19 protein-coding genes and 1 pseudogene are annotated in these 24,561 nt (G+C 69.1%); 8 read left to right on the plus strand and 12 right to left on the minus strand.

Translation table 11 applies throughout. From position 1 onward, the window contains the following. Positions 1–2: 2 nt before the first annotated feature. The 4 genes from GA0070623_RS02730 to GA0070623_RS29720 form a co-directional block, all read right to left on the minus strand. On the minus strand, positions 3–2,018 hold the full coding sequence (locus tag GA0070623_RS02730) for a phage tail sheath family protein (RefSeq protein WP_067315560.1): 2,016 nt from the start codon (positions 2,016–2,018) through the stop codon (positions 3–5). 401 nt (positions 2,019–2,419) lie between these two features. After that, positions 2,420–4,510 (minus strand): ThuA domain-containing protein, encoded by a 2,091-nt coding sequence (locus GA0070623_RS02735; protein ID WP_089003879.1) that lies wholly within the window; start codon positions 4,508–4,510, stop codon positions 2,420–2,422. Between the two features lie 51 nt (positions 4,511–4,561). After that, positions 4,562–7,399, minus strand: coding sequence for a PQQ-dependent sugar dehydrogenase (locus tag GA0070623_RS02740; RefSeq protein WP_089003880.1), 2,838 nt, complete (start codon positions 7,397–7,399; stop codon positions 4,562–4,564). Positions 7,400–7,486: 87 nt separating this feature from the next. After that, complete coding sequence (locus GA0070623_RS29720) at positions 7,487–7,771, minus strand: hypothetical protein (protein WP_067315047.1); 285 nt, start codon at positions 7,769–7,771, stop codon at positions 7,487–7,489. Positions 7,772–8,086: 315 nt separating this feature from the next. On the opposite strand from GA0070623_RS29720, the gene GA0070623_RS02750 reads away from it, so the two are divergent. Further along, complete coding sequence (locus tag GA0070623_RS02750) at positions 8,087–9,883, plus strand: ribosome-inactivating family protein (RefSeq protein ID WP_231932791.1); 1,797 nt, start codon at positions 8,087–8,089, stop codon at positions 9,881–9,883. A gap of 631 nt (positions 9,884–10,514) precedes the next feature. Here GA0070623_RS02750 and GA0070623_RS02755 read toward each other — a convergent pair. From GA0070623_RS02755 to GA0070623_RS31615, 5 genes and pseudogenes are all read right to left on the minus strand, one after another. Then, entirely contained in the window at positions 10,515–10,934 is a 420-nt protein-coding gene (locus GA0070623_RS02755; protein ID WP_067315042.1) for a hypothetical protein, read from the minus strand. Between the two features lie 148 nt (positions 10,935–11,082). Further along, positions 11,083–11,634: a hypothetical protein gene (locus GA0070623_RS02760; protein ID WP_067315040.1), complete on the minus strand. Its 552-nt coding sequence runs from the start codon at positions 11,632–11,634 to the stop codon at positions 11,083–11,085. Between the two features lie 656 nt (positions 11,635–12,290). Next, entirely contained in the window at positions 12,291–13,184 is an 894-nt protein-coding gene (locus tag GA0070623_RS02765; RefSeq protein ID WP_067315038.1) for a GNAT family N-acetyltransferase, read from the minus strand. Then, positions 13,181–13,402: a hypothetical protein gene (locus GA0070623_RS30715; protein WP_067315036.1), complete on the minus strand. Its 222-nt coding sequence runs from the start codon at positions 13,400–13,402 to the stop codon at positions 13,181–13,183. The genes GA0070623_RS02765 and GA0070623_RS30715 overlap by 4 nt, the downstream gene beginning before the upstream one ends. A 73-nt stretch (positions 13,403–13,475) precedes the next feature. After that, a pseudogene (locus GA0070623_RS31615) lies at positions 13,476–13,655 on the minus strand (hypothetical protein); the annotation flags it as partial. A 19-nt stretch (positions 13,656–13,674) separates the two neighbouring features. On the opposite strand from GA0070623_RS31615, the gene GA0070623_RS02775 reads away from it, so the two are divergent. Beyond that, on the plus strand, positions 13,675–14,019 hold the full coding sequence (locus GA0070623_RS02775) for a hypothetical protein (RefSeq protein WP_231932634.1): 345 nt from the start codon (positions 13,675–13,677) through the stop codon (positions 14,017–14,019). A gap of 169 nt (positions 14,020–14,188) precedes the next feature. Here GA0070623_RS02775 and GA0070623_RS29735 read toward each other — a convergent pair whose 3' ends face one another. The 3 genes from GA0070623_RS29735 to GA0070623_RS30720 form a co-directional block, all read right to left on the minus strand. After that, positions 14,189–14,527 (minus strand): hypothetical protein, encoded by a 339-nt coding sequence (locus GA0070623_RS29735; RefSeq protein ID WP_157517688.1) that lies wholly within the window; start codon positions 14,525–14,527, stop codon positions 14,189–14,191. Positions 14,528–14,805: 278 nt separating this feature from the next. Continuing rightward, complete coding sequence (locus tag GA0070623_RS02780; protein WP_067315692.1) at positions 14,806–15,324, minus strand: GNAT family N-acetyltransferase; 519 nt, start codon at positions 15,322–15,324, stop codon at positions 14,806–14,808. 94 nt (positions 15,325–15,418) lie between these two features. Then, complete coding sequence (locus GA0070623_RS30720; protein ID WP_231932635.1) at positions 15,419–15,829, minus strand: tetratricopeptide repeat protein; 411 nt, start codon at positions 15,827–15,829, stop codon at positions 15,419–15,421. Between the two features lie 1,031 nt (positions 15,830–16,860). Between GA0070623_RS30720 and GA0070623_RS31325 the strand changes: the two genes are divergently transcribed. The 6 genes from GA0070623_RS31325 (at position 16,861) to GA0070623_RS02815 (ending at position 24,529) form a co-directional block, all read left to right on the plus strand. Next, the gene (locus tag GA0070623_RS31325; protein ID WP_089003881.1) at positions 16,861–18,075 is read left to right on the plus strand and encodes an FAD-binding oxidoreductase; all 1,215 of its coding nucleotides are present in this window, start codon (positions 16,861–16,863) and stop codon (positions 18,073–18,075) included. Next, positions 18,072–18,758 (plus strand): N-acetyltransferase, encoded by a 687-nt coding sequence (locus GA0070623_RS02795; RefSeq protein ID WP_231932636.1) that lies wholly within the window; start codon positions 18,072–18,074, stop codon positions 18,756–18,758. The genes GA0070623_RS31325 and GA0070623_RS02795 overlap by 4 nt, the downstream gene beginning before the upstream one ends. Before the next feature lie 482 nt (positions 18,759–19,240). Beyond that, on the plus strand, positions 19,241–20,596 hold the full coding sequence (locus tag GA0070623_RS02800; RefSeq protein ID WP_231932637.1) for an APC family permease: 1,356 nt from the start codon (positions 19,241–19,243) through the stop codon (positions 20,594–20,596). A 97-nt stretch (positions 20,597–20,693) separates the two neighbouring features. Beyond that, positions 20,694–22,093 (plus strand): IS3 family transposase gene (locus GA0070623_RS02805; RefSeq protein ID WP_407937961.1). Its coding sequence is split into 2 segments (ribosomal slippage): positions 20,694–21,044 and positions 21,047–22,093, totalling 1,398 coding nucleotides; the frame shifts between segments, so codons are not numbered across the junction. Positions 22,094–22,448: 355 nt separating this feature from the next. Continuing rightward, positions 22,449–23,279, plus strand: coding sequence for a hypothetical protein (locus GA0070623_RS02810; RefSeq protein WP_231932638.1), 831 nt, complete (start codon positions 22,449–22,451; stop codon positions 23,277–23,279). Then, positions 23,276–24,529 carry a histidine decarboxylase gene (locus GA0070623_RS02815; RefSeq protein ID WP_089003882.1) on the plus strand — a complete coding sequence of 418 codons (1,254 nt, stop codon included), beginning with the start codon at positions 23,276–23,278 and terminating at the stop codon, positions 24,527–24,529. The genes GA0070623_RS02810 and GA0070623_RS02815 overlap by 4 nt, the downstream gene beginning before the upstream one ends. Positions 24,530–24,561 lie beyond the last annotated feature (32 nt).

Below are 24,561 nucleotides of genomic sequence, written 5' to 3' on the forward strand. Positions count from 1 at the left end.
TCTCAGGACGGACTCTGGCCGGCGAGCTGCTGGATCCGCACGATCACGAACTCGGCGGGTTTGAGCGGGGCGAACCCGACGACCACGTTGACCACACCGCGGTCCCGGTCGTCGCTGGTGGTGGTATCCGCGTCGCACCGCACCAGGTACGCCTCGCGCGGCGTGCGCCCGGCGAACGCGCCCTTGCGGAACAGGTCCTGCATGAACGACGTCAGGTTCAGCCTTAGCTGCGACCACAGCGGCTCGTCGTTCGGCTCGAAGACGGCCCACTGGGTGCCCCGGAAGACGCTCTCCTCGATGTACAGCGCGAGCCGCCGCACCGGGGTGTACTTCCACTGGCTGGCCAGCACGTCCGCGCCGGCCGTGGTGCGGGCGCCCCAGTTGACCGTGCCGATCACCGGGAAGGTGCGCAGACAGTTGAGCCCCAACGGGTTGAGCACCCCGTTCTCGGCGTCGGTCAGCGGATACACCAGGCTGGTCACCCCGCGCAGCTGCGCCTCGGTGCCGGCCGGCGCCTTCCACACGCCCCGTTCGGTGTCCTGGCGGGCGTACAGGCCGGCGAGGGTGCCGCCGGGGGCGACGGTACGGGGCCGGAACCCGTCGGTGGGGTCGGGGACGCGCAGCCGGGGGAAGTGCGCCACCGCGTTGGGCCCCTTGACCCCGAGCTGGTTGATCCAGTCCAGCGCGCGGTCCGGGTCGTCCACCCCGGGCGGCGGGTCGACCAGCAGGACCGCCCGGCGACGCTCGCAGACGTCGTAGGCGGCCGACCAGACCGCCTCCGGGTCCAGCCCGGTGTCGACGACCCCGGGGTCACCGGGCCGGGCGCGGGTGGCGTCGGGGATGCAGAGCAGGTTGAACAGGTCGGTCTTGAGCAGCGCGTAGATGCCGGAGTAGGCCGCCTCGCTGCCGATCAGCGCGGCGGTGCCGGGCAGGGTGGTGCCGTCGGATCCGGTGACCAGGTCGCCCTGACCGAGCCGCTTGGCGCCCACCGGACTGAACCGGCCCACGTTGGTGGTGGCACCGGACAGACCCAGCAGGGCCGCGCCGTCGGCCACGTCACCGGCGGGGGCGACCCCCGCCACGGTGAAGGCGGCGTCCACGGCCGCCGGGGCGACCACCGCGTCCACGTCGCCGAGCAGGCGCAGCCCACCGGCGGCGGTGGGGACCACCCGTACCCGCAGGCCGGCCGCGCCGTCGGCGGCGCCGAGCGCGGTGTTGACCTTCCGTTGCAGCAGCGCGGCCACCCCGGCGGGGGAGGACGGCAGCCGTTCGCCCTTCTCCAGCACGGTGACGGTCACCGCGGCGACCGCCGGCACGGTCTTGGTGGGGTCGTTCGGGTCCGGTTTGGTGGGCCGGTCCGGTTGCACGGTGAGCCGGTAGTTCTTCGCGGCGTCCACCGTGGGCGTACCGAGCGCCGCGCCGACCGTACCGCTGGGCACCGGTCGGCCGGCCCCGGCGGCCCCGGCCCGCGCCCGGACCAGCGCCGAACCCCGGTCCGGGTCGTTGAGCAGGGCCACCGCGTACGCGGCGCTGGCCGGGTCGGCGGACAGGCCGGTGAACCGTTCGGTCTCGCCGGTGGCGGTGTCGGAGACGCTCAGGTTGAACGACTTGGCGTCGGCGGCACCGTCGTGGTCGACGTCGACGAGCAGCCCGCTGCCCCACGCGCCGGTGCTCGCCGCGTCCAGCAGCAGCGCGGACTTCGCCCCGGCGCCGATCTTGTCGAGCAGGGTCACCGAGGCGGCCCGGGCGTCGGCCCGGGGCACCCGCACGACCAGGGCGGCGGACCCGCCGTTGCGGAAGAACTGCTGTACGGCCAGGCTGAGTTCGGAGTCCCGGTCGACCCCGCCGAACCGGCGTTCGAACTCGCCGAAGGTGTTCACCCGGACGGCACGGTGCTCGGGTCCGGTCCGGACGTACCCCACGAAGGCGGTCACCCCGGTCGCCACCCCGATGGTGGGGCGGACGGAACTCGCGACTTCCTCGATGTACACGCCGGGATAGCTCGGAGTGACGGGCATGACTACCTCGTCTCGCAGTGGCGGGTCGGCTGATGTCACCCTCCGCTCACACCGCACCCGCCTCTAGCGGACACCCGACTACGCCGCGTCAACTACCCGACATCCCCGACCACCCTGTCCCGGTCGGACATCGATGCACCGGACCGGTCCGGTACCCCGGCTGTCGCGGGTGGCCACGTCGTGAGGTGCCCGCCGACAGCCGCGGTGCCCTCCGCCGACGAGGCAAGCCAATTTCCCCCGGCCGGGTGGGGCCGTCGTCCACCGCCGCCCGGGAAACGGCCCGTCCGACCTCCGGCCGGCCGTCCGACAGGCCCCCTCTCAGCGTGGCCGCCCGATCCCCACCGGACGTGCGCCCCCGCTGCCGGTCCGACAGCGGGGGCACCAGCTGCCCGCCTACCGGGTCACGGCAGGGTCCATGTCTGGTTGGCGGCGGACAGGCAGGTCCACAGGTGGACGGCCTGGCCGTCGGTGGCGCTGTTGTTCGACACGTCCAGGCACTTGCCCGACTGCGGATTGCGCAGGGTGCCGTCGGCCTGCGCCGACCAGTTCTGCGCGCCGCTGCCGTTGCAGGTCCAGAGTTGGATCTTCGTGCCGTCGGCGGTGCCCCCACCCGAGATGTCCAGGCACTTGCCGAGTGCCTTGACGGTGCTGTTCGGGGTGACCGACCAGGTCTGGGCGGCGCTGCCGTTGCAGGTCCAGATCTGGATCGGGGTGCCGTCGGCGGTGGCCGCGTTGCGGACGTCCAGGCACTTGCCGCCGAGCCCGACGACCGGCCCGGTACCCGGGGTGCCGGGGGTGCCGCCGCCCCGGACCAGGGTGAAGTCGTCCACGTCGAACAGGCCGGTCCCGGAGCCGGTGAAGGTCAGGTACACGGTCTGCGTACCGGTGGGCACCCCGGTCAGGGTGGTGCCGACGTCGGCGTACGTGGTCCAGCTTCCGGTGTTGGGCACCGCCACCTGGCCGAGTAGCGGGCCGGTGGCCGAGCCGGTCCGGATGCCGATGGTGCCGCCCGGTCCACCGGAGACCACCCGGGCCCGTAGCGAGGTGACCCCGGTCAGGTCGAGCCCGGGGTAGGCGGCCCAGTCGCCCGGGTCGACGTAGCCGAGGGTCTGCCCGCCGTTGGCCCCGGCCTTGGTGAACGCGCTGACCCCGTTGGCCGAACCGAACGCCTCGGCCGGCACGGTGGTGGTGCCGCCCAACTCCTTGATCCGGACGTTGCGGAACGACACCTCGTCGCCCGTACCGTGGTTCTGTAGCCCGACGTGGCCGGCGAGCGAGCGGGCCGGGTCGGTGTTGGTGAAGTCGTTGATCTTCCGCCCGTTGAGGAGGACCTGGAGGCGTTCCCCCTCGACCAGCAGTTCGTAGGTGTTCCACTCTCCGGGCGGGTTCAGGGCGGCGTCCCGGGCGGCCAGGTCGGCGGACTGGAAGGTGTAGACCGCTCCGGTGGTACGGTCGGCGGCGTCGGTGGCGTCGATCTGGATCTCGTACCCGTTGTCCACCGCCGACCAGGGGTCGGTCGACGGCGGGAAGCCGATGAAGACGCCCGAGTTGTCGTCGCCGGCCATCCGCCAGTCCAGCTTCAGCGAGTAGTTGGTGAACTGCCTGGCGCTGTACCAGTACAGGCCCATGCCGCCGACGGAGGTGAGGGTGGCGTCGGCGTTGCCGAAGCTGCCCGGACCGGCCTGCGACCAGCCGGTCGTCGACCCGTTGTAGAGGCTGCCGTAGCCGGCCTCCGGGCGGCAGTCGGCCTTCGCCCGACCGGCCGCGTACCGGATGCCGCCGAGCAGGTGGCTGCGGAACGCCGCCTCCGCGTACGACGCCTGGGTGTGCCCCAGGCCGGTGTAGAACGAGCGGCCGGAGCTGACCGTCTTGCACCAGGAGATCGGATGGTCACCGCCCATCGAGCCGCCCGAGTACGACGACTCGTCCAGGGTGGCGAGGACGCGGGCGCCCGCGCGCGGGTTGGTCTGGTAGTTGTACCACTCGTCGGTGCGGGTCCAAGTCTGCGGCAGGTGCCCGGTGGCCGGGTGCGCCCGGTTCTCGACGCGGACGGTCGCCTGCTGGATGGCCGGGTGCGAGGCGAAGTAGCCCCCCACCAGGCTGCCGTAGTACGACCAGCCGTACTCGGTGTCGGCGGCGGCGTGGACACCGACGTACCCGCCGCCGCCGTTGACGTACGACTCGAAGGCGGACTGCTGTGCGGCGTCCAGGACGTCACCGGTGGTGTTGAGGAAGACCACCGCCTCGTACTGGGCCAGGTTCGCGGTGGTGAACCGGGACGCGTCCTCGGTCGCGGTCACGGTGAAACTGTTCGCCGTACCGAGTTCCCGGATCGCCTGGACACCGACGGCGATCGAGTCGTGCCGGAACCCGGCGGTCTTGGAGAAGACCAGCACGTCGTACGGGGCGTCGGCCGCACCGGCCGGCGTCGGGACGGCGAGAACCGCGGCGGCGGTCACCGCGCCGAGGACGGATCGAAGGAGTCTGCGCATGTCACTCTCCCGAACGGGTGGAGGAGGGTGCCGGGTGCCCCGCTTGCCGGGTCACGGCAGGGTCCATCTCTGGTTGGCGGCGGCCAGGCAGGTCCAGAGGTGGACGGCCTGGCCGTCGGTGGCGCTGTTGTCGGACACGTCGAGGCACTTGCCGGACTGCGGGTTGCGCAGGGTGCCGTCGGTCTGGGCGGACCAGTTCTGCGCCGCGGTGCCGTTGCAGGTCCAGAGTTGGATCTTCGTGCCGTCGGCGGTGCCGCCACCGGAGATGTCCAGGCACTTGCCCAGTGCTCTGACGGTGCTGTTCGGGGTGACCGTCCAGGTCTGGGCAGCGGTGCCGTTGCAGGTGTAGATCTGGATCTGGGTGCCGTCGGCGGTGGCCGCGTTGCGGACGTCCAGGCACTTGCCGCCGAGCCCGACGATCGGCCCGGTGCCCGGGGTGGTGCCGCCGGTGACGAACGTGAACGTGTCCAGGTCGAACAGCGCCCCGGTGCCCCCGGCGAAGGTGAGGTAGAGCGTGCCGGTGCTGGCGGGTGCGCCGGAGAGGGTGCCGGTGACGGTGGTGAAGGTCTCCCAGCCGCCGGTGACCGGGACGGTCGCCTGGCCCAGCACGGTGCCGGTGGGCGAACCCGTCCGTATCTGGAGGGTGCCGCCGACGCCGTTGGAGGAGGCCCGGGCGCTGAACGAGGTGGCCTTGTCCAGCCGGTACGGCTCGAACGCGATCCAGTCGCCGTTGTCGATGCTGCCGACGGTCTTGCCGCCCTCGGCGGGGGTCTTGTCGTAGACGGTGATCCCGGAGGAGGTCTTGAAGTGCTCGGCCTGGCGCTTGCGCGGCTGGAGGGTGTGCTGCTTGTGGGTGGTCAGCCCGCCGGTGTCGGTGTACTCGGCGTCGAAGACCGCGAAGATGTTCGCCGCGTCGTCGTGCTCGCCGTCGACCGGGATGGTGATCGTGCCGGAGCAGCCGTTCTTGGCGGTGATCTGGTGACCGTGCTGGTCGTGGCCGAGCACGTAGGTCATCCTGACCCGGGCGCAGTCGATCGTGCCGTCCTCCGGGTCGGTGACGGTGATGCTGAACGGCACCGTGTCGCCGTAGGAGAAGAGCGAGCCGTTCGCCGGGCCGGTGATGGTGACGGTCGGGGCGGTGTTGCCGACGCCGATCTGCACGCTGGCGGTACCGGTCGCGCCCTGCGGGTCGCGGACGGTCAGGGTGACGTCGTAGGTGCCGTTGGCGGTGAACGTCTTGCCGGGGTTCGCCGCCGTGGAGGTGGTGCCGTCACCGAACGCCCACGAGTAGGTGAGCGCGCCGCCCTCCGGGTCCGACGACCCGGCCGACGAGAAGGTCACCGTCAGCGGTGCCGCCCCGGAGGTCTTGTCGGCGGCGGCGACGGCCGTCGGCGCGCGGTTGCCACCGCCGACGTAGTCGTACCGGTACAGCGCCGAGTTGGCGTCACCGTTGAAGTAGCCGGTGCCGTAGTCGAGGACGTACAGCGCGCCGTCCGGGCCGAACGCGGAGTCCATCACCTGCTTGCCGTTCCAGGGGAACGACGCGTCGATGGCGCCCCGGGAGCCGTCGGCGTTGACGTGGATGGGCTTGATCCAGCCCCGGCCCAGCTCGGTGGCGAAGAACTGGCCGTCGAAGGACTGCGGGAACTTCGTGGTGGACGGGTTCGACGCGCTGTACCGGTAGACCGGGCCGGCCATCGGCGACTCGGAGCCGGCACCGAACTCCGTCGGGCTGCCGGCGTCACCGGCGTACCGGATCCAGGCCGGTTGCGCCCCGGGCAGGGTGGGCAGGCCGGTGTTGCGGAACGAGTTGTTGGTCGGCCCGCCGGTGCAGTTGTACTTGGCCCCGGCGGTGCCGGCGGCGAAGTCCCACTCCGCGTACGTCTCGGCGGCGGTGTTGGTGCCGGTGCAGTACGGCCAGCCGTAGTTGCCCGGCCCGGTCACCCGGTTGAACTCGACCTGCCCGCTGGGGCCGCGCGCTCCGGTGGTGCCGGCGTCCGGGCCGTAGTCGCCGACGTAGACGACCCCGGTGGCCCTGTCCACGCTCATTCGGAACGGGTTGCGGAACCCCATCGCGTAGATCTCCGGACGGGTCCGCGCGGTGCCCGGGACGAACATGTTCCCGGCCGGGATCGAGTAACTCCCGTCCGCGTTCACCCGGATCCGCAGGATCTTGCCGCGCAGGTCGTTGCTGTTGGCCGCGCTGCGCTGGGCGTCGTACGCGGGGTTGCGGTTGGTCCGCTCGTCGATCGGCGCGTACCCGGCGGAGTCGAACGGGTTGCTGTCGTCCCCGGTCGACAGGTACAGGTTCCCGGCGGCGTCGAAGTCGATGTCCCCGCCGACGTGGCAGCAGATGCCCCGGTCGGCCGGCACGTCCAGGATGGTGACCTGGCTCGACGTGTTCAGCGTCCAGTTGGCGTTGAGGGTGAACCGGGACAGCCGGTTCACGCCCTGCCAGGCGGAGAAGTCCGTGCCGGTGGCCGGGGCGTCCCCGGCGGGGGTGGACAGCGGCGGGGCGTAGTACAGGTAGACGTGCCGGTTGGTGGTGAAGTTCGGATCCACCCCGACGCCCTGCAGGCCCTCCTCGTCGTGGGTGTAGACGGGGATCGTGCCCACCACGGTGGTGGTGCCGGCCGCGTCGGTGCGCCGCAGCGTGCCGTTGCGGGCGGTGTGCAGCACCGACCGGTCGGGCAGCACCGCGATGGTCATCGGCTCGCCGACCTCGGGCTCCCCCTTGGCGAGGGTGACCTGCTGGAAGTCGGTGGGGTTGATGGTGTGGGCCTGGGCGGGGGCCGGGTTGCCGAGGGCGACCAGCCCGGCGGCGACCAGTAGTAGTGCGGAGCTGACCGACGCCGTTCGCCGGCCGACCGTGCCGTCGTGTGTGGACACTGGCTGTCCGTCCCTTCCTGACGTGGGAATGCCAGGCGGGGCGCGCGCCGTCGCGCCGGATGCCGTAGCGGGGGAGGGGGCGATGGGTCACCGCGCCGCCGGTTCACCTCGCTGAAACACTTTCGTGATGGCGAAGACATTAAGCTGTTTCAATCCCGCTGTCCATACCTTCTGTCGAACCATGGCGGACTTTCGCTTGAACCGCGAAAAGCCCCCGCCGTCGATGCCGCGCGCCTGCGTGACCGGTTCCGGCGCGCTGTCGGCGAAGGGGGCCTGCCGCCCGACGCTGATCCCGCCCTGCTGGCCCGGTGCCTGATGACGGTCGCGAACGGCATCGCCGTGCAGGCCGCGGGTGGTGTTGACGGTACGCATCTGAGTGGGGCGGCGGTCGCTTACCGGACGGATCGGTGCACCACCGCCGTTGGGTGGTGGAGAGGACCCCGGCCTGGCTCACCACCCACCGTCGGCTGGCCCGCGACTACCGCCGCACCCTCAACACACCCGACTGACAGACATGCGAAACCCTCACTGAGGGGCAACCAGCACCTGGCAAGGAGCAGACACTTTTGCCAATGCAGACATCATCGTCTATGTGGTTTTCCGACAGTCATGCTGTCGGATGGCCGCACGGGACAGGGATTGTCTCGCAATAAGCTGCCACCGACAGTTTGAGGTAGAGAGGTGTCCATGAGAATTCGTTCAGTCGGTCGTGCCCCGCTGTCCTGGCTGCGGGCGCTTGCCTCGGTGGTCCTGATGACAGCCCTGCTGGCAACGGTGTCACTGGTTGCACCTGTCCGTTCCGCCCTCGCCTCCGAGATGCCGACATTCAGGGTCGACCAATCCACCAACGCCGACTACCGGATATGGTTGAACGTCATCGGCGCCTACTTCGCCGACCGCCTGATTCCCGACTCAGACATTGGCATGACAGAGTACGGCAGCGCGGAGATCTTCGCGATCGAGGTGGCGCACGGCGGCGAGAGCATTCACCTCGTCTTCAGCCGCGACGACCTTTACCTGGTCGGCTATTACCGGCCATCCGATGGCGTCTACTCGTACTTCAACGACCGTAACAACCGCTCCAACGCCTACCGACCGCCAGGGCTGCTCGCCTCGTACGAGATGTCCTACGGCGGCAGCTACAAAGATCTCCAGCGGGTGGCGGGTGTGCAGCGCAAGAACCTGCGGCTTGGGCGAGCGCCGCTTGGCGCCGCGATCGACATCCTGTCGGAAGGCAGTACCACCCCGGACGACGAGGAGGCCAGAGCACTGCTGCTGGTGATCCAGATGCTCGCCGAAGCAGCGCGCTTCACGCCGATAGCGCAGGCCGTCGCCGCAAGCTGGAACACGCCGGCACCACTTGGTGCCGACCTGATCGCCATCCAGGTCAACTGGACGGAGTTGTCCCGACTCGCCTACCACGGGACCGTCGCGCTGTCCGACGAGAACGACATGGTGCCCCAGGACTATGGCGGTGTCGACCCGTTCACTGTTGGCACGTTGCGCTTCGACTCGCAGCGCGACGCGCAGGACGTCCTGACCATCGCCCGCGGCTGTGACGACATGCCGCCGGAGGGGTTGACGGCCAGCCGGAGTGAAACTGTGGAAGGGGATCCGGCCGACTGTGCGTTCACCCCGAACACCTATGCCGTGACCGTCAAGAGCGTCACCTTCGCCAACCCTGGCGACGCCGGTGGGGATCCCGAGCCGTACGGCTATCTCGACGTCAGCTACGGCTACACCCCCGCAGACCCGAAACGTACCCACCAGTGGAGCCGCTTCTGGAGTGTCGACGCCGACTCGACGGAAACCGTCGGTGCCGCGACGATCAACTACGATCACATCTTCACCGGGATCAGCGGGCAGGTCTGCTTCTCCGGGTGGGTCTACGACCAGGACAGCAGCGGCGCGGACGACAGGCTGACCCCCGAATGGGAGCTGCCGAATCCGGAGGAGGAGTGCGGGGTCGACGGCACCTGGACGCTGTGGGGACCAGAGGGCACTGTCACCATCGACTACGAGGTGAACCAGATCTTCGACTGCACCAACCAGACCGTGTACTCCCAGTGCGTCGACTACCACCGGGACTTCTACGTCGTCACCAACCAGATCAGCTTCACCCAACCCGGTGACGCCGGCGAAGGGCCCGAGCCGTACGGCGCCATCACACTGGAGGAGCCCGGCGCCACCACCACGGCTGGCGACACGGTCTGGTCTGTCGACCCGGACGACGCGCGGGAACTTGAATACTACACCCAGGTCTATGTCGAGAAGATCGAATTCGGCGAGCGGCCGCAGACCTCCGCACCCTGCCTGAAATTCGACGTCAAGGACGAGGACGGCGCCGGCAACGCCGATGACCAGATCGCCGGTCCAGGCGTCGCCTGCGGAAAAAATGGAAAGTTGATCATCGGCACAGCTGTGGGCCGGGTAAGTCTGATCTACCAACTCTTCCGAATTCTCGTCAGCCACGACGAACTCTGAACACACAGCGCGCCGAGGCGGGGTGCTGCCGGTAACCGGAGTGCCACCGGAAGATGGTTGAGCGTCCGGCACCGCTGCGAGCCGCAACGACTCGGCGCCGACCGCAGGGAGCAGCGGTGGCCCCAGCCGCCAAGCCCGACAACGTTTCCGGGGCCGGTTCAGAACCCCATAGACAAACGCGAAGCCCTGACCAGGGTTCACCCTGTTCAGGGCTTTGGTCTGTCGGGACGGCCGGATGCGAACCGACGGTCCCTTGAACCCCGGCTGGGGGCGTTTCGTCCGCCGCGTATCTGCCCGCGGGCACCGTGTCCTCCCCGGATACGAGACAGCAACTGCGCTCATCCAGCCTGCCCCGCGACTTGCATCGACATCCGCAGCTACCCGGCGAGGCGGGGACAGCGTCAATCGCGGCGATGAATGTTCACGGCTGGTGCATGATCCCCGTAGTACGGGAGGCGCCGCTCAAACTCGGTGGGCACCCGAGCCGATCTGCAGCCCGCTTGACGCCGACGCGACACCGACCGGTGCTGAGCCGTCCCACCGCTTCCTGTGCCGGGCACGCCGACTGCCGGTGCCGTCGGCTGGCGTCTGAAGCGGTCAACGGCCCGGGCCGCGCGGAGGTGGTTTCCGGCTATGCCCGACCGTTGACGGAGACCGACGCGGAGCCGCCGTAGTCGTCGGTCATCAGGGCGTTTACCGTGACCTCCCGGAAGGAGTCCCAGCCCTCGGAGATATAGACGGTGACCTGCCAGGCGACCGGCCCGGCCGCGCAGGGCACGTCCACCCCGCCCGCGCCGAGCCGGAACGGCATCAGCTGCACCACGGTGGAGAGCAGGTGGGCGGTGCCGGTGGGCTGGGTGCAGGTCGCCGTCCCGTTCACCTGGATCTCCCGGTCGGAGACGGCGTAGAAGCTGGTCACCGTGATCTGTGCGGTGGTGGTGATCTGCCGGGCCGGTGACGCGGGGGCGGCCTGCGCGGGCGGGGCCACGGTCAGGCCCGCTGCGGAGACGGCGGCGGTGATCAGCAGAGCGCGGACGGACCCACGAACCATGACGTCGACTCTCCCGGACTGGTGCGGTGCCGACCCGACGGCGGTTGCCGCCGAGAGGTCCGATTCTCGCAGCGCAGTGTCACCGTATGCAATCACAGCGTGACTTTAATATTGTCATTCCTCGATCAATTCGGGGTCACTCCGGTCGCTACCGCCGCAGGCCGGCCTGTCCTGCGGGCCGCTGCTTCCCGATCTGCCACATGGCGTGCACGAGCTTGCCGGTCACGAGCTGGACGTGGCCTCCGTCGGCTGTCCCGGTCGGCACGTCGAAGTAGACCCGGCCGTGGGACGCCTGCCCGGCCGTGGTGAAGGCTGTGGACGCCAGTTGGGGTGCGGCGACCCGGGCGCTGACCTGTGCCGGGTGCAGGGCCTGGGCGTTGTCCCGGAAGACGAGGTTCTCCGGCCCTCCGGTGACCGGTTTCCCGGCCTTCAGCAGCCTGATGTCGACGGTGACGACCAGGCTCTCCCGGCCGGCGGCCGGCGGGGACAGCTCCGCCGCGGTCACGGTCACGCCGGCCTGACCGTTTCCCCGGAGGTCGATCGCGGCCTGCTGGCCGAGCCGCAGGACGGCTATCGGCGGGGCGGCCGTTTCCGTCGGGGCGGACTCCGGGGCGGCAGCCTGTGGGGTGGCCGGGTCGGTGCATCCGCCCAGCGGGGTGAGTGCCACGGCGAGCAGCAGGGGCAGGCAGGTTCTTCTCATGTGGATCCCTCGTGGTCGGGCCGGGCGGGCGCACCGCGTCGGGTGCGTCCGCCCGACGGTGCAAGATCAGCCCACACCGGTCCAGCCCGCGTACGGGGCGCCACCGTAGTGCAGGTTGTGCTTGTACACCTGGTTGCTGAAGTTGCCGGAGACCACCTTCTGGGTGCCGTTGACCACGCCGACGTAGACGCCGACGTGGTCCGCGTCGACCGTCGGGTCGCCGGCGGAGTTGTAGGTGACCGCGGCACCGGGGTAGATGCCGGAGGTGGTGCCAGGTGCCGAAGAACTTCCCGTACCGCGCGGCGGTGCCGGCCTCGGAGTCCAGGTTCTCCCAGGCGTAGACGCCGGCGTTCTTCCAGACGTACTTGAGGAAGTCGGCGCACCAGGCCTGGCAGCCCTTGCCCCAGTGGTTGGAGTAGAAGTTGCAGTTGGAGCCCATCGGGGTTTCGAGCGTGTGGTTGCTGTTGAGTTCGTCGTAGGCCGCCTGGACGACCCGGTCGCCGGTGGTGGTGTTGACGCCGACCTTCAGAACGTTCTGGTTTCCGCCGCTCGACTCGTCGGTGACCGCCGGGGCGGCCTGCGCCGCGCCGGCGGGGGCCAGCGCGGTGAGGATCCCCATGGTGACCATGGCTCCGAGGGTCCGCTGCCGGACACTGTCAGTCCGCATGTCCCACCTGCCTTTCTCTGTGTTGTCTGCCGGTTCCGCAAAGGAGTCCGTCGCCGGTGACGTCCTCCGGATACAGCGCGCAGATGTACTTGTCCCAGAGGCGGCCCGCGTAGTAGTCGTGCTCACGCAGCACCCCCTCCACGTGGAACAGGTGGTTCTGCCCGCTCTGCACCTGTGGCCAGTTGACTCCCGGTATCTCCAGGTAGATCTTGTTGAGGGGGAACGTGTGGAAGAGGTGGCGGGCGAACAACGCCACCGCCTGAGCGGCCAGCCCGGTACCGGTGACGGCCGGGTGGAACACGGCACCGATGTAGGTGTGTCGCAGGCTCAGTTCGTCGCCGTAGGCCACGACCTGCCCGACCGGTTCGTCGTTCTCGATCCGGCGTACCACGAACTGCAACAGCACCTGGTTCCACAGCTCGGCGTTGAAACGCTCTATCGGCGGCACCGATCCGCGGTAGCGCCAGCGGAAACCCGTCTCCGGCCGCACGGCGAGTGCGTAGAGGAAACCGACGTCGTCCGGGGTGACCGGCATCAGGCGGAACACCGGTGTCTCCAGGACCGGCACCAACGGGTCGGGCGGGGTCGTGCGGGCAAATCGGGTGGGAAGTCCTGACATCCCGCCGCCGCCACCGATCTGCACCGAGAACCGGGGCGCCCTGTCCACGAGCGCCAGCAACTCGCCCACCGTCTTGGGTAGTCCCGCCTCGACGGCGATCCGGACGCCCCGGCTCTGCAGCCAGGTGAGCACCCGCATCTGGGCCAGGCTGTCGAGGGCCAGTTCGTCGCGGAGCGAGACCCGGTCGATGAGCGACTCCGCCGGTACGTCCAGCAGTGTCGCGAGTTCCGCGCGGGCGGGTACGACGTTGTCGCCGGTCGTCATCGGGTGCTCCTGTCCACGAGGGATGCGGGGGGTGCGGGGGTGGCGGGGTGGTCGCCGGTGCCGGTGAGGTCAGGTCCGGTGAGGTCACCGGCGAGGTAGCGGCGTCGGGTCTCGGCCCGGCGCAGCTTTCCCGACGATGTCCTCGGCAGTCCGCCGGGGCTCAGCGTCACCACCTGCGCAGGGGTGACGCCCACGTGGGCGGTGACGGCGGCGGTCACCGCCCGGCGTACGTCGAGTGAGGAAACGTCGGGTGGTCACCGGGTCGATCGGTTCGGCGCCGGAGAAGACGTGACGCAGCGAACCGAGGTCCGCCCCGGTGCCCGCTTCGAGCAGGTGGGCCATCAGCCCGAAGGCGAAGTTGGGCGCCCCCGTGCAGACCGCCCGGTGCCGGCTGATCAGGTCGAGCCAGCTGGCCGGTCGGGCCGCGAAGGCCGTCGACGGCTGGAGGACCAGCGGGCACCCGCGGGACATCGGCAGGGCGAGGAAGCGGGTGGAGGCGCTGGTTCCCAGCGAGGAGGCTGTCTCGATCCGTCGGCGGTTGGCGGAGGCTAATCCCGCCGCCTACCTACCCGACCTCGCGATGTCGTTGTGGGCGTACGGGTGGGTGTGCGTGAACGTGAAGGCGAACTTCGTCGAGGCGCTGGAAGCGACCACCGAGGCGATCACCATCTACGGGCCTCTGGCCGAACAGCTGCCGGCCGTGTTCGCCGAGCGGCTGTTCGCCGCCTACCGTACTCTCGCCGATGTCCTCGACGGACTGGGCCGGACCGACGAAGCCGCAGAACTGCGTCGGCAGCTCGATGAGGCTACCGGCGGCGGCACGGACCCAGGGTGACGGCTGCCTTGAGAGGTCTCGTCTGTCAAGGCAGCCAAACGATGAACCGGTGACCACACCCGGAAAGTCGACACCGACCAACCCCAGAACCCGGCCCGACGGACACTGCCGCAGATTGCCTCCCCCGCGCCCGATCTGCCCCAACCAGTTGTACGCAGTCCGACCCAATTTAGAGATCAATCTCGTCGTCGTTCTCGGGTGCCGGAATCCAGTAAGGTTCCCTTTCAACCGGCACAACGAGGGCCGCTGCCGGACGCGATCTCGCCCACCCCAGAACCTCGCCCCGGGTGCCCTCGAATTCCTCGACGCCCGCCGATTGGCCGTCAGGCATTTCGTCTACCCATTTCGCGGCCCACACAATGCGCCGATCTAGGCCACGACTCTTGTGAATATAGACAGTGCCGAACCCTGGGCGGGGGGCAGGCATGACCTGTTGAGGCGCAATTTTGCTGTCGCGCATCTCCTCAGGTAGGTAGAAGGCGTTCGTTCGGCGGCGGAAGTCCCCCATGAGCGGATGCTACCCAACTCGCGCCGGCTGGGGCCGGAAAGCGGATCGAGCGCGCGGCTTGCTCGTTCGGGAAGCGCCCACGAGCCTGGAAGGCCTTGCGGATCCGGGCGTTGACGAGTTCCCCGTGGCACGGGGAGGTGTGGGCGTTCGTAGGGTGGGAACCTGATCGATGTGACGTATGCCCGCCTCGGTGCTGAGACTGCTGCCCGGTTGCGTGATCGGCATCGATTGAGACGGTAGTGTGAAAGCGGGCGGTGCGATGTCGCATCACACTTCGGTCATCGGTAGAGGCCTGGCCAGCAGGTCCATAGGGGGCCCCAGGGTAACGTGGACGTGGCGACCTGCCACCATCCTGTCCGCTGGTAGATCCTTCGGGCGTTCGAGGTGGGGTTGGCGGCGAGGGTCGCGTACCGCTCCGTCCGCTGCGAGAGCAGTTGGTGCATCAGCTCGGTGCCGATTCCGGACTTTCGCCGGTCCGGGTGCACCATCCACTCCAGCACCGCGAACTTATCCACGTCGCGGATCTCCGATGGTGGGTCCTGGTCAGAGCGGGACCACCAGGTGCCGGCCGGCATGGTCCATCCGTACGCGGCTCCGACCAGCAAGCCGTCATCCTCCGCAACGATCATGCTGAACCCAGGCCGGGCGGCCTCATCCGGGAGACTCTCGCGGAACCTCGCCACCTCCTGAGGCCCCTCCTCATAGGGCAGCTCGGCGTACACGACGGCGTACAGGTCGACGAGGGCCGTAAACAAGCGGGCTGCCGAGGTGGCGGTAATGATGGTGTAGAGGACCATGACCAGATTATGTCTTGGATCGAGCCGGGTGGACCTGACGACATATTGGGCGCGAGGGTGGAACCGAAATCCTGTTAGCAAGATGGAAGTGATCTCAGCGGGTGGCAGCGAGCGCGTGAACCTCATCGAGGTAGGCGACAGTCTCGGCTTCGTGTGGATACCGTTCGCGTAGAAGTGTGGCCAGTTCCTTGGAGCACATCAGCAAAGAGGGAAGAGATTTCCGTTCTCCGCTGAGGGCGTCGCGCCCATAAGCGACGGCACGTTCTAGGTCTCCTGACCGGGCTGCGACCACGCCGAGCGTTACCCGCGCTTCGGCATTGCGCATAGGCTTTTGCTCTGTGCCGTCAGGGTTCGTTGACGAGCGAATGACTTCCTGTGCGTATACTTCCGCCAGACGGTCTTCGCCCACTATTCGATAGCAATCCATAGCATAGAAGTCGAACTTTGCTGGGTCAACCACAAAGTGGTGATCGGTGTCGTCGGGGTACGGCAGTGACTCCAGCACGCCTCGACCTCGATCTAGGGCTCGCTCAACCTGTCGTCTGTCCCCGAGGCGAGCCCATGCCTTTGCTTGTTGGGCCGCAAGCTGAACAGCCGCTCCACCGCTGGGAGCGATAGCTTCCCCTGCCTCTGTTGCTGCGATAACTCCACGGTAGTCACCCTGGGTGAGCGCAAACCAAGCGCGCATCTCGTATGCCCAGCCGGTGATCGCCGCGTTGCCTGCTTCTTGGCCGAGTGTCAAAGCTGACTTGCGAGTTCCCTCCGCGATACGGCGATCCCCCATATCGTATTCTACGCACCCTACGAGAAGGGCAACCCATCCCGCCAGGCTGAGAACCTCCTGATGCTGAGCAAGCGTAAGCCGATGGTCCAAGAGGGCAGTGATACGACGAAGCCAAGCCAGCCCCTCGATCCGAAGTTGCTCGGGGGGTAGGTGTGGATACTCGCAACAAAGGCGATCTGCCGTTATGCGGAGAGCATCTAGCGTTGCGACGGAAACGTCGGAAGCGCGGAGGCGGGCGAGAATTTCGACCGTCTCCATCCCGTTGCCCGTGACAAGTTCCGTATCTGCCCTGCGGCCACCGGTCGTAGGTGGGAAGAACGCCCCAGTCACAGTGCCAAATGTTTTCGCGATCAGCGTCTTGTAGAAGCTGTCGGGCTCGGAACTACCTGCTTCCCACCGCTTCCAGTTGCGGAGCAGGGTGTTGTCCGTTGGCAGTGACGTGCTTGCGTGGGCTCGCAGTGCTCGCACTGCCTGCCCCTGCGACCAGCCCCTGGCAGTGCGTTCTGTTCTCAGCCTCATCGCCCACGCGGGCCGATCAACATCGGCAGCTATGTCAGCCATGCCGCCAGTATGACCCCCGTCTGGGGACGCGGCGAGGGGACGAGGGCCTGTCACCAACGTGACACCTGGTGTACGGACAGTAGTGGCCCGATGGTGGTGAGCAGTGCATCTTTCCGTAGAGCCCACGTTCGGTGGTCTGAGTTCCTTCTCCAGTTCTCACGACCCGAAGAACCATGACCGAAGGAGGCCAAATGTCAGCAGCAGTCGATCCCGTAGGCGATCAGACAGGCGTTCTGGCATCCGTTGATGCTGATCATGAGCGGGCAGCGGCGTACTTCTGGTCGTTCCTGTTGCTTCGGGGTGTGCGGTTTCTGCCGGAGCGGCTTGTGCCGGTGTTCTTCTCGACGGTGGTGGAGTTGATTGTGCGTGGGGGTGATCCTGCTGCGTATCGGGCTGGTCTGGTGGTGTTGGGCCGGTTGTACCAGCGGTTTGACCTGTGTCCGGGTGATGGGGCTGTGGTCACGGCGGCGGTGGTGGATACGGTGCGGCGGTTCGCGGGGGAGTCGTGGGGGCCGGAGTTGGCCCGGGTGTGGGAGCAGGGTTGTCTTCGGGTGTTGCGGTTGGCTGAGCGGTCGGCCGAGATGCTGGGCGATGGTCCGCTGGTGACGTTTGGTGTGGTGGAGTCGGTGGTGTCGGCGGGTGTGGATCTTGCGGTGGTGTCGGTGCGTCCGGTGGGGCGGCTGGACTTCGTGGCGGGGGAGGCGTTGCCGGTGTGTTCGCCGCGGTTGCCGGGCCGGTGGCGGTGGTTGTCCCCGGCGAACGCGCCGCGTGCGGACGGGACGGTCGAGTTCCATGTTCGTGCCATCACCGGTGGTGCCGTCTCACCGGTGCTGGTCGGGCAGGTGGCGGTGGGGGAGTCGCTGTGGTTGGGGCCGCCGTGTGAGGTGGGCCTGTCGGCGGCGGTGGCCGGTGACGCGGATCTGCTGTTGGTTGCCGGGGGTACGGGGCTTGCGCCGTTGCGGGCGGTCGTGGAGCAGCTCGCGGTGTCGCGGGTGCGGCGGCGGGTGACGGTGGTGGTCGGTGCCCGTGACCTGCCGGCGCTGTGTGAGATGGCGGGGTTGGAGGGGTTGCGGCGGGCGTATGGCGGCTGGTTGACGGTGGTGTCGGTGCCGGGTGATGAGGGTGTTGATCCGTTGGCGGCGGGTGGTTTGTTGGGTGCGGTGTTGCTCCACTATGAGCCGGGTCGGTTGGTGGTGGTGTGTGGTCCGCCGCAGTTGATCGAGGAAGCGCGGACCTGGCTGCTGGTCGGTGGCATTGCCCCTGACGATCTGCACGTGGCGGTGACGTTCCGGCACGGCTTCGACGCCGTGTCGTGGGCGTCGCGGCAACGTCACGCTGACACGGTGGTCGCTGAAGTGGCCGGCGGCGAGGCCGGGGAGGATCGTCGGGCGGGGGACGTGCCGTGACGCGGGTCGTGGTGTGCCGGGCGTCGGAGGCGGACCTCGATGTGCTGGCGCCGCTGGTGGCGGAGTCCCTGTCGGTCGGGCCGGTCGGTGGCTGGTTGGTGCCGGAGGCCTCCGCGCGTCCGCTGGTGCTGGGCTCGTATGCACGGTTGTTGGTGTCGTGGGGGTTGCGGCACGGCCAGGTCGACACGACGGGGGATCGGTCGGTGGTGGCGGTGTGGTTCCGGCGGGTGGAGGTGCCGGTGCCGTCGGCGGGGTGGATGTATGACCTGCACCGGACGCTCGGCGCGTATGCGTCGCGGTTTGCGTTGTGGCATGCGTATCTCGATGCGGTGGTGCCGCCGGTCCCGCATGCGTATCTCGCGCACCTCGCCATCCGTCCTGGTCGCGAGGATGCGGTGCGGGTGTTGTTGGCCGCCTGTCACCGGGTTCTCGACATTGAGGGGCTTCCGGCGTTTGCGGAGTGCCTGGGTGGTCGTCCTCGGGAGGGGGTGTTGGCCGGGTGTGGCTATGCGCCGAGGTTGCCGATCGGGCTGGAGCCGGGTGGTCCGGCCCTGTGGCGGATGTGGCGTCCTGCCCCCGACGCCGGCCGGTCGTGTGGTGGGTTTCCTCCTCGGGTCCGGTTGCGTCGTGGGGTGACCTTGCTGCGTGGCCGGCGTGTTTCTTCACTGCCTGGTCCTTGCTGAGCGTGCCCCGGTAGGGCGCTTTCCCGATTTGTAGCTGGTGTTGGCCGTGTGGCCCGCCGGTCGGCTTTGTGTACCCGTTTCTCAAGGAGGGCTTGTCTCATGGTGGTTGTTGTCGATCGTCCGGTGGTCATGTTTCCGCCGCGTCGGCGTGAGTTGGGTCGGTGGTTGCCGCCCTGGTTGACTCCCGCCCGTTCCCGGCCTGTCACCCTCGACAGTGGGGAGGGTGTGGGGTCGGAGGCGGATCTGTGGGGGTATGCGATCCGGCGGGAGTGGCCGGATGGTGTGCATGATCTGTTTGGGTTCACGTCGCGTGCGGATGTGGCGTTGCGGCGGTTGGATCGGGATCGGGGTTACTGGCGGGGTGGGCCGGTGCGTCCGACGGCGGTGTTGCTGGTGACCGCGAGCGCCGACGAGGTGGTGGCGCATCCGGTGCGGGGTTGTCGGAAGTCGTCGTGCCCGAACTCGTTGCAGTGGCGGCAGCGATGATGCCCCACGCTCAGGTGGCGCTCGCCCGGCGGACGATGACCCCGATCGGCTTGTCGATCTTCGGGGCGGCGGCGTCCGCGCCGATGGTGGTCCTCACTGGTGGTCTGGTCACCACGTATGCCACGACCCGGGTGACCGCACTGCCCCTCACCTTCGTCCTGGTGGCCGGGGTGGTGGCGTTGCTGATGGTCGGCTACACCGCGCTGGCCCGCCAGGTCGGCCATCCGGCGGCCTACTACGGCATCCTCGCCCAGGCGGTCAGCCGCGGCTGGGGTGTGGCCGCCGGCTTGGTCGCGCTGGTCGCGTACACGGCGATCCAGACCAGTCTGTACGGCCTGTTCGGGGCGACCCTGGCCGCGCAGCTCGGTGGCACCTGGTGGGTGTGGGCGGGCATCGCCTGGGCTGTTGTCGGGGCGCTCGGGGTGCGGGCGATCGTCCTGTCGACCTGGGTTCTCGGTGGGGTCCTCGCGGTGTCGCTGCTGGTCGTGGGGCTGTTCGTCGTGGCGGGTCTCGGTTCCCCAGCCGACGGTGCCGTGTCGTGGGAGGGGTTTGACGCTTCCGGTCTGGCGGTCGGGGGGATCGGTGGGGCGGTGGCGTTGTGTGTGGCCGCTTTCATGGGTGTCGACGCGCCGGGCTCGTTCGTGGAGGAGGCGGTGGATCGCCGGTCGATCGGCCGCGCGACGATCATGGCGGTTCTTGTCCTGGGTGGCGTGTATGCGGCTGCGGCGTGGGCGATGGGTGTCGCTGTCGGCCCGCAGACCGTCGCGGCCCGCGCTGCCGATCCGTCGGCCGGGCTGCCCTTCAGCATCCTTGAACCCGCCGGTGCGGCGTGGGTGGGTGTCGCCGGTGTGGTGCTGGTGTTCGCGATCGTCACGTCGATGCTGGCGTTCCACAACGTGATCGCCCGGTATGTGTTCGCGATGGCCCGTGAGGGTGTCCTCCCGGCCGGTCTTGCCCGCACGGGCAGCGTGACCCGGGTCAGCGCCCCCCGTGGTGGCTCTTTCACCCAGACGTCGGTGGCGGCCCTTGTCGTTGCCGCGTTCGCGGTCGCCGGGGTCGACCCGGTGGCGGTGATGTTCACCTGGCTGTCGACCCTCGGCGCGTTGGGTCTGCTCTGCCTGCTGCTTGCCGCTTCGGTCGCCGCGCTGGCCGCTCCACCTGCCGTGCGAGGTCAACGGGCCGGCATCTGGCAGTGGAAGGTCGCACCCGCGTTGGGGGTGCTCGGCGGGTCGGTGGTCCTGGTGGCGATGGTCGGCAACGTCGGTTCCCTGCTCGGGGCCGTGCCGGGGTCGCCGTATCCGTTGCTACTGCCGGTGGTCCTCGCCGCGACCCTGTCTGTCAGGGTGAGTTGAGGCCAGCGGCTCATAGCAAGTCCGTCGAACAGGGCGAGTTCAGGATCGAGAAACGTTGAATACTGCTGTTGGCGTGGTCACGGCCCAGGATGGGGTCATGAGTCGCAAGAAGGGGCCGCGTTCGGACGGTCCACGGGCACGTCGGTCGTTCACCCCGGGGCAGAAGCTGGAGCTGCTGGCTGGCTACGAGCGGGCCGTCGCGGCCGGTGAGGGCGGGGGGTTCCTGCGGCGGGAGGGTTTGTACTCGTCGTTGATGTCGGAGTGGCGTCGTGCTCGGGACGCGGGGTTGTTGCAGGGTAAACCGGCTGGTGAGACGGTCGGGCGGCCGTCGGCGGAGCAGGCGGAGATTGCCCGGTTGCGGCGGGAGTTAGCCCAGGCGCAGGCGAAGCTGGCGCGGACCGAGACGGCGTTGACGATCATGGGAAAAGCGCGAGAGCTCTTGGAGGACATCTCCAGGAGCGAGCCGGAGAATCCGGACGTGTTCGGGCTCGGCAGGCGCTGATGGAGGCGTTTGAGGAGCTGACCGGTGCGGGGACCACGACCCGGGCCGCAGCGGCGATGACCGGGATCGCCCGGTCCAGCGTCGATCGGGACCGGCGTCGGTCGGGCCCGTCACGCCGGCCGCGTCCGGCGCCGGCGAACGCGTTTTCTCCGCAGGAGCGGGAGCGCCTGTTGCGGCTGCTGGACGGCCCGCAGTTCGTCGACGCCGCTCCGGCGCAGATCTACGCCGCTCTGCTCGACCAGGGCGTCTACGTCGGCTCGATCGCCACGATGTACCGGATCCTGCGGGAACACCGGCAGATCCGCGAGCGTCGCCGGCTGGCCCGGCATCCGGCCCGTCAGCGTCCGGAACTGGTCGCCGACGCGCCGCGGCAGGTGTTCACCTGGGACATCACGAAACTGGCCGGGCCGGTGAAGGGCTCCTACTTCGACGCGTACGTGATGATCGACATCTACTCCCGGTACATCGTCGGTGTGCGGGTTCATGCCCGCGAGTCGGGTCCTCTGGCGGCCTCGATGATGCGGGAGGTCGTCGACGTCGAAGGCGTCCCGCACGTGATCCACGCTGACCGAGGCACGTCGATGACCTCGAAGTCGGTGTCTGACCTGCTCGAAGACCTGACCGTGACCCGGTCGCACTCCCGGCCGAAGGTGTCCAACGACAACCCATACAGCGAGGCGTGGTTCAAGACGTTGAAGTACGCGCCGGTCTTCCCGGACAGGTTCGCGTCCCTGGCCGCCGCACGGACGTTCATGACCGACTTCGTGACCTGGTACAACAACTGCCACCGGCACTCCGGGATCGGCCTGCACACCCCCGCAGAGGTCCACCACGGCCGCCACCACGCCGTGCGCGCCGGCCGCGCCGACACCCTCGCCGCAGCCCGCAGGGCACACCCGGAACGCTTCGGCACCAACCAGCTCCTGCCGAAGATCCTCGATCTACCCGACCACGTGTGGATCAACAAACCAGAACCGGAACCTCAGGCCGCATAACTCCCGCTGGCCTCAAATCCTTGACACGTTCCGCGACCGCCACCGTGGGCGGCTTGTGGGCGGGGCGTCTGCGCCGTACCAGGCCGGAGGTCTACGCCGGCATCGGGCACGGCACGCCGAAGACGCACGCGGTGCCCGACGCCATCCATATCTCCATCTGACCCCTGAGGGAAATCGGATCATGAAGACCTACACCGCCCACACACGCAACCATCGCAGCAGCAGTGATCCGCTGGACCCGGCCTGGCGACCCGAACCTCCGCGACTGTCGGCACCGCCCGGCCCTCGCCGACCGGCAGACCACCAACCCCCACCAGATCCCCGCCTGATCCAGCCGCCGCCACCGGACTACCGGATGCCCGACGAGCGACCATACCGCCGGGACGTCCCCGTCCACGCGGCCCCACCCGAGCACACCCCGTCACCACCCCCACAGCAGGGGGAGCCCGACGGCGGGGTGCCGGCCGACGCCCGGTGGTGGGCCGACCTGCGGCAACAGGTGGTCTACCGGGCGAAACGCCTGAACACCGGGCACATGATCGAGGCGGACCAGCGGTACGGGCAGCGTGATGCGCTCGGTCCGCACGGGGTGATGCTGTTCTTCGTCTCCGAGGCCCCCGCGCAGCCGCACGGCTACCAGCTGCACACCGCCTACCGGTTGTGGCTGGCCTCTCCGGAGTCGCAGCACCTGCCCCGTCTCCTGGTCGACCTGACCGAGGTCGTCGCCGACAGCATCACCCGCGCCGGGGCGGTGGGCCGTCGGTGGCATCCGGTGGGGCCGCAGGGGTCGATGGTCAACGGCGGTGACATGACCCTGCCCTCCAGTGCGGTCTACGTCGGGGTGGGGGTGACCACCCTCGACTCCGATCAGGGCCGGTGGCAGCAACTCGCCCGGACCCTGCGCCACCCCGACGACCGCCGCCGTTCGGTGTTCGACCTCAAGGGCCAGTGCTACGTGCTGCTGACCGATGGGACCGCTCTGCACGTCGACCGGGATCCGCACGCCCCGATCGGCGTGGACGGTGTCCGCTGCACCAAACCCCTCGACCCCGACCGCATCACCTACTACAACCCGCACGAACACCTCACCGACCAGGGCGACCCGATCACCCGGGACACCTGGGCGCAGCTGACCCGGCTACACCGCACCCTCGCCGGGCACCTCCTCACGGGACACCCCGCATGACCCACACCCCGGTGCCCGCTCGTCGGTGTGGGCTGGCCGATGCCGCGGATCTCGGCCGTACCCCGGTCGACGTCACCGCCGTCCTGGACCACCTGGTCGCGCAGGCGGACACGGCCGCGCCGACGAGCATCGGTTTCCCCGGCGCGGTGGATCTGGACCATCGGGAGGTGATGGCCCGGCTCGGCCACCGCCTGTGGAACAACATCGGTGACCCGACCGATATCGGCGGCACCGCCCACACCCGGGTCCTCGAACAAGCCGTGATCGCCTGGCTCGCCGACACCCTGGCCATGCCCGCCGACGACCGGTGGGGGTACGTCACCACCGGCGGCACCGAAGGCAACCTGTCCGCCCTGCACGCCGCCCGCCGTCGTCTCCCGACCGCCCGGGTCTACTACTCGACCGCCGCGCACTACTCCATCCCGAAGATCCTCGACATGCTCGGCGCCCGTGGGGTGGCCGTCGAGGCGGGTGCGGACGGGGAGATGGACTACGCGCATCTCGCCGTCCGGGTGCGCCGGCACCGCCGGTGGCCGGCCATCGTGGTCGCCACCGCCGGCACCACCATGACCGAGGCGGTCGACGACACCACCCGCATCCACACCATCCTCGACGAACATCAGGTGCCGGGCCGGCACGTGCACGTCGACGCCGCCCTGTCCGGGATCCCCCTCGCCCTCGACGGCCGACTGCGCCTCGACGACGACAGCGGCATCGGCAGCATCGCCGTGTCGGGGCACAAGTTCCTCGGGGTGCCCACGCCGTGCGGGGTGGTCCTCATCCGCGACAGCCTCCGCCGCCACGCCGCCCCCGTCGCCTACACCGCCACGCTCGACTCCACCATCACCGGCTCCCGCTGCGGGCTGGCCGCCGCCCTGCTGTGGCACGCCATCGCCACCCACGGCCGGGAAGGACACCGGTGGCGGGTCAGCGAAGCCCGCCGCCTCGCCACCTACACCGTCGACCAGCTCACCGCCGCCGGCTGGCCCGCCTGGCGACACCCCCACGCCTTCACCGTCGTCCTGGCCACCCCACCCGCCCCGGTACGGGCGAAATGGCTCCTCGCCACCGACGCGGACATCAGCCACCTCATCTGCATGCCCGGCGTCACCCAAGGCCAGATCGACGCCTTCGTCACCGACCTCACCGCATTGAGGGGAGGTCCCGACCCGGGTGACCCCCACCTACCGAGGCCGATTCCCCGCCCCCGCCGAGCGCCTCCACCCACCGCCGGCATCAGCACCCCCTGACCCGCTGCCTACCACCCCGACGCGCTGACTTC

The sequence above is a fragment of the Micromonospora rifamycinica genome (assembly GCF_900090265.1).
Taxonomy (GTDB): Bacteria; Actinomycetota; Actinomycetes; order Mycobacteriales; family Micromonosporaceae; genus Micromonospora; species Micromonospora rifamycinica.

Coding starts and splice junctions, on each gene's coding strand:
- GA0070623_RS02755 (WP_067315042.1), bottom strand. CDS start 10,934: ATGGTTCGTGGGTCCGTCCGCGCTCTGCTGATCACCGCCGCCGTCTCC.
- GA0070623_RS02800 (WP_231932637.1), top strand. CDS start 19,241: ATGATGCCCCACGCTCAGGTGGCGCTCGCCCGGCGGACGATGACCCCG.
- GA0070623_RS02750 (WP_231932791.1), top strand. CDS start 8,087: ATGAGAATTCGTTCAGTCGGTCGTGCCCCGCTGTCCTGGCTGCGGGCG.
- GA0070623_RS29735 (WP_157517688.1), bottom strand. CDS start 14,527: ATGGGGGACTTCCGCCGCCGAACGAACGCCTTCTACCTACCTGAGGAG.
- GA0070623_RS02765 (WP_067315038.1), bottom strand. CDS start 13,184: ATGACGACCGGCGACAACGTCGTACCCGCCCGCGCGGAACTCGCGACA.
- GA0070623_RS02810 (WP_231932638.1), top strand. CDS start 22,449: ATGCCCGACGAGCGACCATACCGCCGGGACGTCCCCGTCCACGCGGCC.
- GA0070623_RS02760 (WP_067315040.1), bottom strand. CDS start 11,634: ATGAGAAGAACCTGCCTGCCCCTGCTGCTCGCCGTGGCACTCACCCCG.
- GA0070623_RS02815 (WP_089003882.1), top strand. CDS start 23,276: ATGACCCACACCCCGGTGCCCGCTCGTCGGTGTGGGCTGGCCGATGCC.
- GA0070623_RS02780 (WP_067315692.1), bottom strand. CDS start 15,324: ATGGTCCTCTACACCATCATTACCGCCACCTCGGCAGCCCGCTTGTTT.
- GA0070623_RS02730 (WP_067315560.1), bottom strand. CDS start 2,018: ATGCCCGTCACTCCGAGCTATCCCGGCGTGTACATCGAGGAAGTCGCG.
- GA0070623_RS29720 (WP_067315047.1), bottom strand. CDS start 7,771: ATGCGTACCGTCAACACCACCCGCGGCCTGCACGGCGATGCCGTTCGC.
- GA0070623_RS31325 (WP_089003881.1), top strand. CDS start 16,861: ATGTCAGCAGCAGTCGATCCCGTAGGCGATCAGACAGGCGTTCTGGCA.
- GA0070623_RS02735 (WP_089003879.1), bottom strand. CDS start 4,510: ATGCGCAGACTCCTTCGATCCGTCCTCGGCGCGGTGACCGCCGCCGCG.